The sequence below is a fragment of the uncultured Agrobacterium sp. genome, from assembly GCF_913777885.1.
In the GTDB taxonomy this organism is placed as follows: Bacteria; Pseudomonadota; Alphaproteobacteria; order Rhizobiales; family Rhizobiaceae; genus Agrobacterium.
Genome location: NZ_CAJYTV010000016.1, coordinates 294,847 through 308,491, shown reverse-complemented (window position 1 = coordinate 308,491; position 13,645 = coordinate 294,847). Strand labels below are relative to the sequence as shown.

Here is a 13,645-nt window from a genome sequence, read left to right as displayed (position 1 = left end):
GCTGGAGCGGGTGAAGGGAATCGAACCCTCGTATTCAGCTTGGGAAGCTGCTGCTCTACCATTGAGCTACACCCGCATGTCTCAAGATTTCCGATAGAACAAAGCGGCTGTCAAGCCAAACGCACGTGCGTGACCTTTGGCGATCACTCGGCGCGGAAATGCTTTGAGAGCTTCAAGCCCTGGGCCTGGTAGTTGGAGCCAAGACCGGTGCCGTAGAGGCCATCGGGTTTGGTCAGCATATGCTCGTACACAAGACGTCCGACGATCTGGCCGTGTTCCAGGATGAAGGGTACCTCGTGGCTTCTGACTTCGAGAACGGCGCGGCTGCCGGTGCCACCTGCGCTGGCGTGGCCGAAGCCGGGGTCGAAGAAGCCGGCGTAGTGGACACGAAATTCGCCGACCAAGGGATCGAAGGGTGTCATCTCCGCCGCGTAGAGCGGTGGTACATGCACGGCTTCACGCGAGACGAGGATGTAGAATTCATCCGGATCGAGGATCAGTTCGGCACGGCCGCGTGAGTAGAGCGGCTCCCAGAAATCTAGCACGTCATGAGCTGCCTTCTTGTCCACATCGACGACTGCAGTGTGGTGCTTGCCGCGATAGCCGATCAAATTGTTTTCGCCAAAACCTTGGAGATCGATGGACAGCGCAATGCCGCCGCCTGAGACGTTCGGCGTGTCGCTTGCGACCAGAATTTCATTGTTGTGAAGCGTCTGCAACTCACTCTCGTTGAGCAGCGAATGGCCAATACGGAAGCGGATCTGCGACAGGCGCGAGCCCTGGCGCACGACGATGGGGAAGGTGCGCGGGCTGACTTCGAGATAAAGTGGCCCCTGATAGCCTGCCGGGATCTTGTCGAATTCCTGCGCTTGGTCGGTGATGACGCGGGTGAAGATATCCAAGCGACCGGTGGAACTTTTCGGGTTTGCCGAGGCGGACATATCGGCGGGCAGCGCCAGCGCTTCCATCAGGGGCACGATATAGACGCAGCCGGTTTCCAGCACGGCGCCTTCGCTCAGATCGATCTCATGCAGACGCAGGCGGTCCAGCTTTTCAATGACCTTGGTGCCTGGGCCGGGCATGAAGCTTGCACGTACGCGGTAAGCCTTGGCCCCGAGACGCAGGTCGAGGCTTGCCGGCTGGATCTGATCCGCATCCAGCGCCCGCTCGCTCTTCAGGTGGCCGGAAGAAAACAGCGCCCGTATCGCGCCATCGGCCAGAATACCTGTGGTTCTCGTCATCGTCATTGCCCCTGTTCCGCGCCGACAAAATCAAAAGCAAGCCATTGACGCAAGTTGTTAACGGCAGTAAGGCAATCTTATCCCGTGGTGATTTGGCCGGTCGGCTTGCAGCCACGTTAAACAAGTGGCTAAAAAGACCGGGTGCTTGCAACCGGTCTGCTTTTGCGACCGGTTTTTTTGTTTGAAGGTGATCAAATGAGCAAGAAATGGCGCCCGGCAACGCAACTCGTACATGGCGGTACGCTGCGCTCCCCCTACGGTGAAACGTCCGAAGCCCTCTACCTGACCCAGGGCTTTGTCTACGAAAACTCGGAAGCCGCCGAAGCGCGCTTCAAGGGCGAGACAGATGGATTCATCTACGCGCGCTATGCAAGCCCGACCAACGACATGTTCGAAAAGCGCATGTGCCTGCTGGAAGGTGCCGAAGATGCCCGCGCCACGGCATCCGGCATGGCCGCTGTCAGCGCTGCCATTCTCTGCCAGCTGAAGGCCGGCGATCACATCGTTGCGGCCCGCGCGCTTTTCGGTTCCTGCCGCTGGGTGGTAGAAACGCTTGCGCCGAAATACGGCATCGAATGCACGCTGGTCGATGGCCGCGATCTTGCCAACTGGGAAAAGGCGATCAAGCCCAACACCAAGCTGTTCTTCCTCGAAAGCCCAACCAACCCGACGCTGGAAGTGGTGGATATTGCTGGCGTTGCCAAGCTTGCCAACCAGATCGGCGCAAAGGTCGTTGTCGACAACGTGTTTGCGACGCCGCTCTTCCAGAAGCCTCTGGAGCTAGGCGCGCATATCGTCGTTTATTCCGCCACCAAGCATATCGATGGTCAGGGACGCTGCCTCGGCGGCGTGGTGCTGTCGGACAAGAAGTGGATCGAGGAAGAGCTTCAGGATTACTTCCGCCACACTGGCCCAGCACTTTCTCCCTTCAACGCCTGGACGCTGCTGAAGGGTATCGAAACGATGCCACTGCGCGTCAAGCAGCAGACAGAAAATGCCGGCAAGATTGCCGACTTCCTGGCCGACCAGACCAAGGTTGCCAAGGTCATCTATCCGGGCCGGGCCGACCATCCGCAGGCTGATATCATCGCACGGCAGATGTCGGGCGGCTCGACGCTCGTCTGCTTTGAGTTGAAGGGCGGCAAGGAAGCGGCTTTCAAGCTGCAGAATGCTCTGGAAGTCGTCAAGATTTCCAACAATCTCGGCGATGCCAAGAGCCTGATCACCCATCCGGCGACCACGACGCACAAGAACCTGACGGATGAGGCGCGTGCGGAACTCGGCATTTCCGGTGGGACGCTGCGTCTGTCTTGTGGAATCGAGGACACCGACGATCTGCTGGAAGACTTTGCAGCGGCGTTGGCCAAGGTTTCTGCGTGATATAGAGTGCCCGGTGATCGATCACCGGGCTTTATTCTTCATTTTTCCAAGCTTCTGCTCGTCACGCGAGGGCGGCACTAAGGCTTGTATTATTTTAGAGAAACCATGGTTTCTCTACTCTCTTTTTATGATTTTGTGCGTATTGAATGGAGAAACACTCCTGATACGCAACGCTTTTGCCTCGTAACGCATTGAAACTACGTAGTCCCAGTCAACGGACATTCCTGTCCTTCATTCGGTGTAGTAGACTAAAATGCTAGAGCCAGAGACAGCCAAGGTCGCGAACATGTATCGTGCATCGACAAGAGAGATAGAGGTCACCGTCGATCCATATTATCTCGAAGAACAATCGGACCCGGACGATAGCCGCTACGTCTGGGGATACACGGTCGTGATCACGAACAATTCCGACCAGGCTGTGACGCTGGTCAATCGTTATTGGCACATCACCGATCAGACTGGAGTGGTGGACGAAGTTACCGGACCCGGCGTCGTGGGTGAACAGCCATACCTGCGGCCAGGCGATAGCTACGAGTACTCTTCCGGCTGCCCGCTGGACACACCGTCGGGCATGATGTTCGGGCACTACGAAATGGAGACGGACACAGGTGAGGTCTTCACCGTGGATATCCCAGCCTTCTCGCTGGACAGCCCGGGACTTGCACGGGTGCTGAACTGAGCGGGGCTTTCACCCCGCTCTTGAATTTCAAGCCTGCAGCTCTTCGACAGGATAACGATAGGTCGTCGAGCAGAACTCGCAGCTCACCGAAACGACGCCATCTTCCTGGCTGTCCTCGATTTCTTCTGCCGAAAATCCAGACAGCACGCTCTTGATCTTCTCGCGTGAGCAGCTGCATTTGTCGATGATCGACTGCGGCTCGTAGATGCGCACGCCCTGCTCGTGGAAGAGTCGGAACAGCAGCCGCTCCACCTGCACCTGTGGATCGGTCAACTCGTCGGTGTCTACCGTGTCGATGAGCGCTACCGCTTCGGTCCATGCGTCGTCGTCGGCTTCCGCGAACGTGCTCTCATCACCGTCGCCACCATGAAGATCGCGGGTGCGCAAACGCTCCGGCGCCTGTGGCAGGAACTGCGCGATGATGCCACCGGCACGCCAGCCACGACGTGGCTTGCCCTCGCTGTCGCGGTCGAAAAACTCGGCAACGCCCAAGCGCACCCGCGTCGGCAACTGTTCAGACTGACGGAAGTAAACGCTTGCGATTTCCTCCAGCGATGAACCGTCCAGAGGCACGATGCCCTGATAGGGCTGCATGCCCACGCCCTGATCGATGGTGAAGGCGAGAATGCCGGTGCCAAGAAGCTGCTCGGGCGATGTTTGTCCAGCCGCCGTCGCTTCTGCCAAACGATCTTCATCGAAGCGGGCATAGGCGCGCATGTTTTCCGGCGCGGTAAAATCTGCGACCAGAAGATCGACGGGACCATCGCCCTTGGTCTGCACCGTGAGCTTGCCGGAGAATTTCAGCGACGTGCCGATCAGCGCCGTCAGCACCAAGGCTTCCGCCAGAAGCCGGGCGACAACGGGCGGATAATCATGGCGCTGCAAGATCGCGTTCAAGAGCGGACCGACCTGCACTGCGCGTCCGCGAACGTCTAGCCCTTCCACCTGGAAGGGGACGACCTTATCGTCGCCAGCAAAGTTCATATCATCCAGTTCTACGGTCACGTCCGCCATGGTCCTGCTCCTTCTTACCTGCCGTCCGAAATGCGGACGCGATCGCCACGTTTTCGGCCGCGATCTGCAGGTCTTTTGTGCGGTTCTCGCAAAGATAAAGCTGGGAATGGCAAAACGAAACCATCCCCTGCCCAAATGTCGCGATAAACAATTGATGAAACGCCGCCGTGAACCGGCAGCACTGGTTGGCGTAAAGATGGGGCGTTACGCTGGAAATTCAAGTTCCCGGCGGCGCCCCTGGCTTTTACCCTAACTCCAGATCAGATGACGCCCATGCACCAGGCAATCACGGCCTTCTGCGCGTGTAGACGGTTTTCCGCCTCATCGAAGACCACGGATTGCGGGCCGTCGATCACCGCATCGGTCACTTCCTCGCCGCGGTGTGCGGGCAGGCAATGCATGAAGAGCGCCTCTCTATTGGCCTTCTTCATCAGGGCTTCATTGACCTGATACGGCTGGAAGATGTTATGGCCGCGCGCCTTGTGCTCCTGGTTCATGGAGACCCAGGTATCGGTGACGATGCAGTCGGAACCGGCAACGGCGCGCTCGGCATCGTGGCACAACATGATCTCGCCGCCATTGTTGCGCGCCCAATTGAGATACTTGTCCAGCGGTTCCGAACCCATGGGAACGGCCATGTTCATCTTATAGCCGAAGCGGGCAGAGCCCTCGACCAGCGAATGCAGCACATTGTTGCCGTCGCCCGTCCAGGCAATCGTCTTGCCCATCACAGGGCCGCGATGCTCTTCGAAGGTCATGATGTCGGCCATGATCTGGCAGGGATGCGTCTCGTCCGTCAGGCCGTTGATGACAGGAACCGTGGCATGTTCGGCAAGCTCCAGCAGACGGTTATGATCGGTCGTGCGGATCATGATAGCGTCCACATAGCGCGACAGAACCTTTGCCGTATCGCCGATGGTTTCGGCGCGACCAAGCTGCATTTCAGTGCCGGAGAGAAATAGCGTTTCGCCACCCAGCTGGCGCATGCCGACATCGAAGGACACGCGGGTCCGCGTCGACGGCTTTTCGAAAATCATCGCCAGCATCTTACCGGCGAGCGGCTTGTCCGCCGTTCCGTTCTTGGTCGCGATCTTGCGGCTCTTTGCGTCTTCGAGAATGAGCCGCAGGTCTTGCGAGCCGACGGCCGAAAGGTCGAGAAAATGCTTTGCCATTTAATTTAGTCCCATCAATGCGGGCCACCCTTTACGCCGGCCCTCGATGCGCCTTGTGTCAGGCGCTCTTTGCCAGTTTGGTGGTAAGTGCTTCAGCGGCCTTCTCGATGCGCGCAAGCCCGTCACGCGCTTCTTCAGCGGTGACGACCAGCGGCGGCAACAGGCGGATGACGTTATCGCCCGCCGGCACACCAAGAAGATGTTCTGCGCGCATTGCCTGAAGCAGATCGCCGGAAGGAATCCGCGCCTTTATACCAAGCAGAAGACCTTCGCCACGGATTTCCTCGATCACATCCGGATAGCGATCCTTCAACGAAGCCAATCCCTGGCGGAAGACGAGCGCCACGTCGCGCACGTGCTGGATAAAGCCTTCAGCCAGAACGATATCAAGCACGGCATTGCCAGCGGCCATGGCCAGCGGGTTGCCGCCGTAGGTCGTCCCGTGCGAGCCGGCGGTCATGCCGGATGCGGCGTCTGCCGTTGCCAGGCAAGCGCCGAAAGGGAAGCCGCCGCCGATGCCCTTGGCAACCGCCATGATGTCGGGCGTGACGCCGGACCATTCATGCGCAAAAAACTTGCCGGTACGGCCAACGCCAGTCTGCACTTCGTCGAAGATCAACAGCAGGCCGTGCTCTTCGCAAAGCGCCCGCAGCGTACGCAGGAACTCAGGCGCGACGACGCGGATACCGCCCTCACCCTGGATCGGCTCGATCAAAAGGGCTGCCGTTTCAGGCACGATAGCAGCTTTGAGCGCGTCGAGATCACCGAACGGCACCTGATCGAAACCCTCGACCTTGGGGCCGAAACCCTCCAGATATTTGGCCTGGCCGCCAGCCGCGATGGTGGCAAGCGTGCGGCCATGAAACGCGCCTTCAAAGGTGATGATGCGGAATTTTTCCGGGTGGCCGTGGGTGTATTGATAACGGCGTGCGGTCTTGATGGCGCATTCCAGCGCTTCGGCGCCTGAGTTGGTGAAGAACACCTTGTCGGCAAAAGTCGCATCGGTCAGCCGCTTGGCCAGCACTTCCTGACCTGCAACCTCATAAAGGTTGGACAGGTGCCAGACCTTCTCTACCTGCGCCTTCAGAGAATCAACCATATGGGGATGGCTGTGGCCGACGGAGGTCACGGCGACGCCCGCACCGAAATCGAGATATCGCTCGCCGGTTTCCGTGATCAGCCAAACGCCCTCGCCTCGTTCGAAGCGTAAGGGGGCTCTGGAAAACGTATCGAACAACGGCCCGGATTTGGGGGCAGTTTCGGCCATGGCGACATCACTCCTTACGTCAAGTCGGGACAGACGACTGTCAATAGGGCTAGCGGGTTATCCCTGCCCTGAAAATCAAAAATGCCGCCTCGCGGCGGCTTGCATGCTGTCTTCATTGCGAGGTCACTATTGTCACTTCCCCACCTAATGTCAACAAATCTCGGCACTTTCGGGCATTTACAAGCCTTGGTAAGCAAGCTTCCAGCAACCACCAACTGTTGCCTTTCTGACTCACAGGGGAAGCAAGTTGGGGAAAACCGGAAAATCGATTCCAGATGATTCCTGCGACTCTTGTCACGGAGTCAACCGACGATTAGGTTAACCGTCAATTACTAGACTGCAATGCGGCGGAACTAGTCACCTACAATCTGGCAAATGGCCTGCGCGTGGTTCACTCCACGGCATCGCAGGTGGATTCTGCCCGAAACAACGCGACGAGCGGAGAAGCGGCATGAACTGGACGGACGAACGAGTAGAAAAACTCAAGAGATTATGGTCCGAAGGGCTTAGCGCAAGCCAGATCGCAGCACAACTGGGCGGTGTGAGCCGCAATGCCGTCATCGGCAAGGTTCACCGCCTGAACCTGCCAGGTCGCGCCAAGGCTGGCGGCACGGTCGCCACGTCGCGCCCTGCGCCTAAGCGTCCTGCAGCAGCGCCGCGCCCAGCAAGCTACACGGCTGCTCCGGCCCGTGTCGCAACGAGCCGTCCTGCACCTGCACGCACCACTGGCGCTCTCGCGTTCAAGGAAGACATGGAGATCGACGCGGTCGAGCCCATGGAATATGTCCGCTCTTCCAACAATGTCGTCATCCCGATCTCGCGTCGCCTGACACTGACGGAGCTGACCGAACGTACCTGCAAGTGGCCCGTCGGTGACCCGCTCAAGGACGACTTCCACTTCTGTGGCTGCGAAGCAGCTGAAGCGTCGCCTTATTGCAAGTTCCACGCGAAAATGGCTTACCAGCCGGTGAGCGAACGCCGTAAGGCGTAAGGCTCAGTTTCAAGACCATTTCGAAAAGCGGGCTTCGGCCCGCTTTTTTTGTGCGTTCCTTCAAGCGTTTCCTCGATCCAATTGGTCCAGACTTGCCTGCAGCAGCGATCATGCGCAGACTACCACCATGAACGCGATCGACACGCTCTACGACTATATCTCGGTCCTATGGACGAAGGTGGTCAAAACGCCCTTCCCTCCGATCCCGCGCCGCGCACGCGGCGACGGGACGGTATATGTCGAATGGCGACGGGGTCGCTACTGGCTGATCTGCGAAGAGCGTGGCAAGGAGTATTGGCGGCGCGAGGCGAACGACATGGACGATGCCGCGTTCCAACTGATGTCGATCGTCTCGAGCGCGTTGGTGCGCGATCGAGAGCTTGAGTTTCGGCAAAAGCAAGCCGGTCGCTCTGGCGATCCTGACCGCTACTCGCGCTGGAACTGGATGTATCAGGAAATCGAGCTGATGAACGACATCAAGGAGAGTTATGGCGCTCGAACCAGAGCCCACTATGAGGAGGTGCTGCAACGCAGCCCGCTATCGCAGGACGAAATAGACGCCGCGCGCTATCCCCTTCCTACCTCGAGATCTGACGCCCCGTAGCCATATGCTGCAGGCTGCTGCGTGAGAAAAATCGGAGCGCTTGCCATGATAGAAAGCGCTCCCTAAGGCAATCAGGCTTCCATGGAATATCCGGCACCGCGAACGGTACGGATCACATCCTGCATGCTCGAGAAGTTCAGTGCCTTGCGCAGGCGACCAACATGGACGTCCACCGTGCGTTCATCCACGTAGATGTCATGTCCCCAGACGCCATCGAGAAGCTGAGATCTGGAGAAGACGCGTCCCGGCGACGTCATGAGGAATTCCAACAGACGGAACTCGGTCGGCCCAAGGCGGACTTCGCGGCTTTTGCGGTGAACGCGATGCGTCTCACGGTCGAGTTCGATATCACCGCATTTCAGCACCGAGGACAAAACCTCGGGTTTGGCGCGACGCAGCATCGCCTTGACACGTGCCATCAGCTCCGGCGTGGAAAAGGGTTTGACGACATAGTCGTCGGCGCCCGTAGCCAGACCGCGAACCCGTTCGCTTTCCTCGCCGCGCGCCGTCAGCATGATGATCGGCAGACGTTCGGTTTCGGGGCGCATACGCAGGCGACGGCAAAGCTCGATGCCGGAGACGCCTGGCAACATCCAGTCAAGGATGAGAAGATCCGGCGTGCGCTCCTGGAGGCGGATTTCCGCCTCGTCGCCACGCGGAATAGTGTCGACGTCATAGCCTTCGGATTCGAGATTGTAACGCAGGAGGACGCTCAGCGCCTCCTCATCTTCGACAACGGCGATTTTCGGCACCATGGCTCCAGATCCTATCTGTCGCTTACTCGGTCACAGCGCCGAGCGTGTTGGAACTATCGTCCTTCGGACGCTCACCTGCCGGCTGGCTGCCGGTGGTCATGTAGTAGATGGTCTCGGCAATGTTGGTCGCGTGATCGCCAACACGCTCGATGTTCTTGGCGCAGAACAGAAGATGCGTGCAGGTGGTGATGTTGCGCGGATCTTCCATCATGTAGGTCAGAAGCTCGCGGAAGAGCGAGGTGTACATGGCGTCGATCTCTTCATCGCGCTCGCGGATGGCCTGGGCCTTTTCCGCCGAACGCGTGGAGTAGACGTCCAGCACTTCCTTCAGCTGAACCAGCGCCAGTTCCGACAGGTGCTCCAGGCCACGCGCCAGTTTACGCGGAACGCCGGTGCCTGCCACTGCAATGACGCGCTTGGCGGTGTTCTTGCCCAGATCGCCGACGCGCTCGAGGTCTGCGGCGATGCGCAGCGAACCGATGATTTCGCGCAGGTCCGCCGCCATCGGCTGACGCTTGGCGATCGTCACGATCGCCTTGTCGCCGATTTCACGCTCGGCGTGATCGAGGATCGTATCGTCGGAGATGACCTTCTGCGCCAAGGCCGCATCGGAATTGACGAGCGCGCGCACTGCGTCGGCGCACATCTGCTCGGCCAGTCCGCCCATTTCGGCGATCCGGCGGCTGAGGAACTTCAGCTCCTCGTCATAGGCTGACATGATGTGGGAATGTGTCGGCATAGTCGTAATCTCCAGTTTCGAAACGCCCTGTCGCAAGCCTTTTGTTGGCTCAAGCGACAGGCGCGGTGGGATGCGCGGGCAACAGCAGGATCAGCCGAAACGACCCATGATATAGTCCTGGGTACGCTGGTCATCCGGGTTGGTGAACATCTTGTCCGTATCGTTCTCCTCGACCAGATGACCGAGGTGGAACATGGCGGTGCGCTGGGACACGCGAGCGGCCTGCTGCATCGAGTGGGTCACGATGACGATGGTGTAGTTGGCGCGAAGCTCGTGGATCAGTTCCTCGACCTTGGCAGTCGCGATCGGGTCGAGCGCCGAGCAGGGCTCATCCATCAGGATGACTTCCGGCGAAACGGCAACAGCACGCGCGATGCACAGGCGCTGCTGCTGACCACCGGAGAGACCGGTACCGGACTCATGCAAGCGGTCCTTGGCTTCGTTCCAGAGACCTGCCTTCTGCAAGCTGGACTCGACGATCTGATCCATATCCGCCTTGTTGCGGGCAAGACCGTGGATGCGCGGGCCGTAGGCGATGTTTTCGTAGATCGACTTCGGGAACGGGTTCGGCTTCTGGAACACCATGCCGACACGCGCGCGAAGCTCGACGACATCGATTGCAGGATCGTAGATGTCTTCACCGTCGAGCGTGATCTGGCCGGTCACGCGGCAACCGTCGATGGTGTCGTTCATGCGGTTCAATGTGCGCAGGAAGGTGGACTTGCCACAACCGGATGGGCCGATGAGCGCCGTTACGGTGTTTTCGCGAACATTGAGGTTCACATCGTAAAGGGCGCGCTTCTCGCCGTAGTAGACGGAGACGTCCTTGCCGATCATCTTATAGGAAACTTCATTCATTTTCTTGTCCAGCGCCTTTTCAACTGCTGCTTCCGACAACATGTTCATTGTTCCGTTCTCCCTTGGTTCTTCGCATTTTCAGACGGAAACCAGGTATCCACTTTTCTCAAAATGCTTTTACCAGCGACGCTCGAAGCGGCGACGCAGGAGGATTGCGCCCACATTCATCACAAGGAGGAACATAAGCAGGATGATGATAGCGCCAGACGTTCTCTCGACAAAGGCGCGTTCGGCTTCGTTTGCCCACATGTAGATCTGAACCGGCAGCGCTGTTGCAGGATCGAGCGGCGTCGTCGGGTAGTTGGCGACGAAGGCCACCATGCCGATGAGAAGCAGTGGAGCTGTTTCGCCAAGGGCGTGTGCGAGACCGATGATGGTACCGGTCAGGATGCCGGGCATGGCGAGCGGCAGCACGTGGTGAAAGATGGTCTGCATCTTCGATGCGCCAAGACCGAGTGCGGCTGCGCGGATAGACGGCGGCACGGCCTTCAAGGCTGCACGCGTCGCGATAATGATCGTGGGCAGCGTCATCAATGTGAGCACCAGACCGCCGACGAGCGAAGCCGAGCGCGGGAAGCCCATGAAGTTGATGAACACCGAAAGACCGAGCAGACCGTAAACGATAGAGGGTACCGCCGCCAGATTGTTGATGTTGACCTCGATAAGGTCCGTCAGGCGGTTCTTCGGCGCAAACTCTTCCAGGTAGATGGAGGCTGCAACGCCAATCGGCAGCGACAGCACCAGAACGATCAGCATCATGTAGAAGGAGCCGATGAGTGCAACGCCGACACCGGATGCCTCAGGGCGGCTGGACGCGCCGTTGAAGAAGATACCGGTGTTGAACTTCTTTTCCAACGCGCCCTTTTCCACCAACTGGTTCATCCAGCCGACCTGCTGGTCGGAGATGCGGCGGTTCTGCTCCTCGCCAGTCATATCGACCTGGCCCTTGAAGGCACTGTCGACATCACCCGATGCCAGAAGAGAAACGGTGCGCGTCGTGCCGATCACGTTCGGGTCGGAGGTGACGATATCGCGAAGCTGGGTGCGGACGCTGTCAGAGATAAGCGCGTTGACGGCGCGCAACGCCGTACGGTCTTCCAGCGAAACGCCGAGTACCTTGGCAAGCGAGTTGCGGGCCACAACCGGATAATTCGCCGTCATCAGCTTGGTCGGGTTCTGAGCACGGACATTGTCCGGATCGATGATCTGTTGCGAGAACTCGACCGGGATCGTGATCATCGTCTGCTGAAAGGCGGTGTAGCCCTTGCCGATGACGGACCAGAGAAGCAGGAAGAGAAACAACAGGCCGAAGGAGATCGCAGCGACACCATAGGTGCGGAAGCGGCGCTCTGCGGCATAACGGCGCTTGATGCCGATATCGCGACGGACCTTCTTCGTTGCGGCGGGGGCGGAAACGCCCTGAGTAACGACGTCGGTCATTCGTACTGCTCCCGGTATTTGCGCACGATGTAGAGCGCGTAGATATTGAGGCAAAGCGTGATCGCAAACAGCGTGATGCCAAGCGCGAAGGCAACGAGCGTCTGCGGCGAGGTGAACTCAAGGTCGCCCGTCAGCTGGCTGACGATCTTGACGGTTACGGTTGTCATCGGCTCGAAGGGGTTAAGTTGCAGGCGGGCGGCAACACCGGCGGCCAGAACCACGATCATGGTTTCACCGATGGCGCGCGAGGCGGTCATCAGGATCGCGCCGACGATGCCTGGAAGAGCGGCCGGCAGAATGACCTTCTTGACCGTCTCGGAGCGGGTGGCACCAAGGCCCAACGAGCCATCGCGAAGCGAGCGAGGCACGGCGGTGATGATGTCATCCGACAGCGAGGAAACGTAAGGGATCAGCATGATACCCATGACGAAGCCGGCAGTGATGACGCTCTGTGCCTGGATGAAGCTGGCATAGTTGCCGGTTGCCAGACCGTTGATTTGAGCAGAGATGTCACGCAGGAACGGACCGACAGTCGTCAGCGCAAAGAAGCCGTAGACAATCGTCGGGATGCCGGCGAGCACTTCCAAGAGCGGCTTGGCGATAGAGCGCAAACGCGGGCTTGCATACTCGGCCATGTAGATTGCCGAAAACAGACCGACCGGAACCGCGACCAGCATGGCCACGAAGCCGATATAGAGCGTACCGGCGAGCAGCGGAATAAGGCCGAACTGACCGGAGCTATCGGTAGAACCAGCTGCGGCGAAGCGTGGGTCCCATACCGTGCCGAAGAAGAACTGGTGGGCAGGCACCATCTGAAAGAACTGGATCGCTTCCGTCAGCATCGACATGACGATGCCGATGGTCGTCAGGATCGCGATTGAAGAGGCCACCAGCAACGCGCCGAGAATGACCTGCTCGACCCGGTTGCGGGCACGAAAGCGCGGTGCGATGGCGCGAAGGGCATGGAATGCGCCGCCGAGTGCAGCAAGAAGCACGACCAGCGCCATGGCGATACGGCTGGTGGACGTCAGCGTGTTCAGCTTTTCCGCGGCCTCGATCATGTAAGGCTGTGGATCGCCAGCGATGGCAACACCCTTGGACGCGAGCACCGTGCGCGCCGTGGCCGGATCTGCCTTTACTGCGTCGTACTCAGATGACGAGAGTTGGTTCAAGCCACGCGCGATCGACGTCACCATGCCGTAGGTCAGGCTCTGCTGCGCTTCCGGCTGTGCCTTGATGTCTTCCGGGAAGCTAGCATGGACTGCCGAATTGATGACGAGGGGGCTTACGACCAGCCAAAGCGCCAGGATCAGCGCAGAAGGGATCAGAGCCCAGATCAAAACATAGGAGCCGTGATAACCCGAACGGGAATGCATGTTGGACGAACGTGCGCCCGCCAACACCGCGGCACGGCGCTTGCCCAGCACATAACTGGAAATGCCGATCAGCGCCAATACGAGCAGAAGGATGGATGTGTTCATGGAGAGTTTCCTCGGCGCACCACG

The 13,645-nt window shown here is 59.0% G+C and carries 13 protein-coding genes, 1 tRNA gene and 1 riboswitch; of the genes, 4 read left to right on the top strand and 10 right to left on the bottom strand.

The features are described from left to right. Nucleotides 1-2 precede the first annotated feature (2 nt). Nucleotides 3-76 (bottom strand) — tRNA-Gly (locus QZ869_RS15045). A gap of 67 nt (nt 77-143) precedes the next feature. Then, complete coding sequence (locus QZ869_RS15040) at nt 144-1,241, bottom strand: 2'-deoxycytidine 5'-triphosphate deaminase (protein ID WP_296105679.1); 1,098 nt, start codon at nt 1,239-1,241, stop codon at nt 144-146. 74 nt (nt 1,242-1,315) lie between these two features. Then, a riboswitch (SAM riboswitch) is annotated at nt 1,316-1,394 on the top strand. Between the two features lie 42 nt (nt 1,395-1,436). Between QZ869_RS15040 and QZ869_RS15035 the strand changes: the two genes are divergently transcribed. Together QZ869_RS15035 and apaG are read left to right on the top strand one after the other, a co-directional pair. Then, a complete protein-coding gene (locus QZ869_RS15035; protein WP_296035283.1) occupies nt 1,437-2,621 on the top strand; it encodes an O-succinylhomoserine sulfhydrylase in 1,185 nt (394 codons plus the stop codon). A 286-nt stretch (nt 2,622-2,907) separates the two neighbouring features. Continuing rightward, on the top strand, nt 2,908-3,300 hold the full coding sequence (gene apaG, locus QZ869_RS15030; protein WP_296035424.1) for a Co2+/Mg2+ efflux protein ApaG: 393 nt from the start codon (nt 2,908-2,910) through the stop codon (nt 3,298-3,300). Between the two features lie 27 nt (nt 3,301-3,327). Here the strand turns inward: apaG and QZ869_RS15025 are convergent, their stop codons facing one another. The 3 genes from QZ869_RS15025 to QZ869_RS15015 all read right to left on the bottom strand — a co-directional run bounded on the left by QZ869_RS15025 (nt 3,328) and on the right by QZ869_RS15015 (nt 6,753). Continuing rightward, entirely contained in the window at nt 3,328-4,314 is a 987-nt protein-coding gene (locus tag QZ869_RS15025; protein ID WP_296105678.1) for an Hsp33 family molecular chaperone, read from the bottom strand. 260 nt (nt 4,315-4,574) lie between these two features. Next, nucleotides 4,575-5,486, bottom strand: a complete 912-nt coding sequence (gene argF, locus QZ869_RS15020) for an ornithine carbamoyltransferase (protein WP_296105677.1) — start codon at nt 5,484-5,486, stop codon at nt 4,575-4,577. A 58-nt stretch (nt 5,487-5,544) separates the two neighbouring features. Further along, nucleotides 5,545-6,753 (bottom strand): aspartate aminotransferase family protein, encoded by a 1,209-nt coding sequence (locus QZ869_RS15015; protein ID WP_296105676.1) that lies wholly within the window; start codon nt 6,751-6,753, stop codon nt 5,545-5,547. A 451-nt stretch (nt 6,754-7,204) separates the two neighbouring features. Between QZ869_RS15015 and QZ869_RS15010 the strand changes: the two genes are divergently transcribed. Continuing rightward, nucleotides 7,205-7,744, top strand: a complete 540-nt coding sequence (locus tag QZ869_RS15010) for a GcrA family cell cycle regulator (protein WP_296035298.1) — start codon at nt 7,205-7,207, stop codon at nt 7,742-7,744. Nucleotides 7,745-7,871: 127 nt separating this feature from the next. Next, entirely contained in the window at nt 7,872-8,348 is a 477-nt protein-coding gene (locus tag QZ869_RS15005) for a hypothetical protein (RefSeq protein WP_296105675.1), read from the top strand. Nucleotides 8,349-8,419: 71 nt separating this feature from the next. On the opposite strand, the gene phoB is transcribed toward QZ869_RS15005, so the two are convergent. The 5 genes from phoB to pstC all read right to left on the bottom strand — a co-directional run bounded on the left by phoB (nt 8,420) and on the right by pstC (nt 13,621). After that, nucleotides 8,420-9,103, bottom strand: a complete 684-nt coding sequence (phoB, locus tag QZ869_RS15000) for a phosphate regulon transcriptional regulator PhoB (RefSeq protein ID WP_027676016.1) — start codon at nt 9,101-9,103, stop codon at nt 8,420-8,422. A gap of 22 nt (nt 9,104-9,125) precedes the next feature. Further along, nucleotides 9,126-9,842 (bottom strand): phosphate signaling complex protein PhoU, encoded by a 717-nt coding sequence (gene phoU / locus QZ869_RS14995; RefSeq protein ID WP_174062010.1) that lies wholly within the window; start codon nt 9,840-9,842, stop codon nt 9,126-9,128. 90 nt (nt 9,843-9,932) lie between these two features. Beyond that, a complete protein-coding gene (pstB, locus tag QZ869_RS14990) occupies nt 9,933-10,748 on the bottom strand; it encodes a phosphate ABC transporter ATP-binding protein PstB (protein WP_296016992.1) in 816 nt (271 codons plus the stop codon). Nucleotides 10,749-10,817: 69 nt separating this feature from the next. Further along, nucleotides 10,818-12,140, bottom strand: coding sequence for a phosphate ABC transporter permease PstA (gene pstA, locus QZ869_RS14985; RefSeq protein ID WP_296035303.1), 1,323 nt, complete (start codon nt 12,138-12,140; stop codon nt 10,818-10,820). Then, a complete protein-coding gene (pstC, locus tag QZ869_RS14980; protein ID WP_296083189.1) occupies nt 12,137-13,621 on the bottom strand; it encodes a phosphate ABC transporter permease subunit PstC in 1,485 nt (494 codons plus the stop codon). The genes pstA and pstC overlap by 4 nt, the downstream gene beginning before the upstream one ends. Between the last annotated feature and the right edge of the window lie 24 nt (nt 13,622-13,645).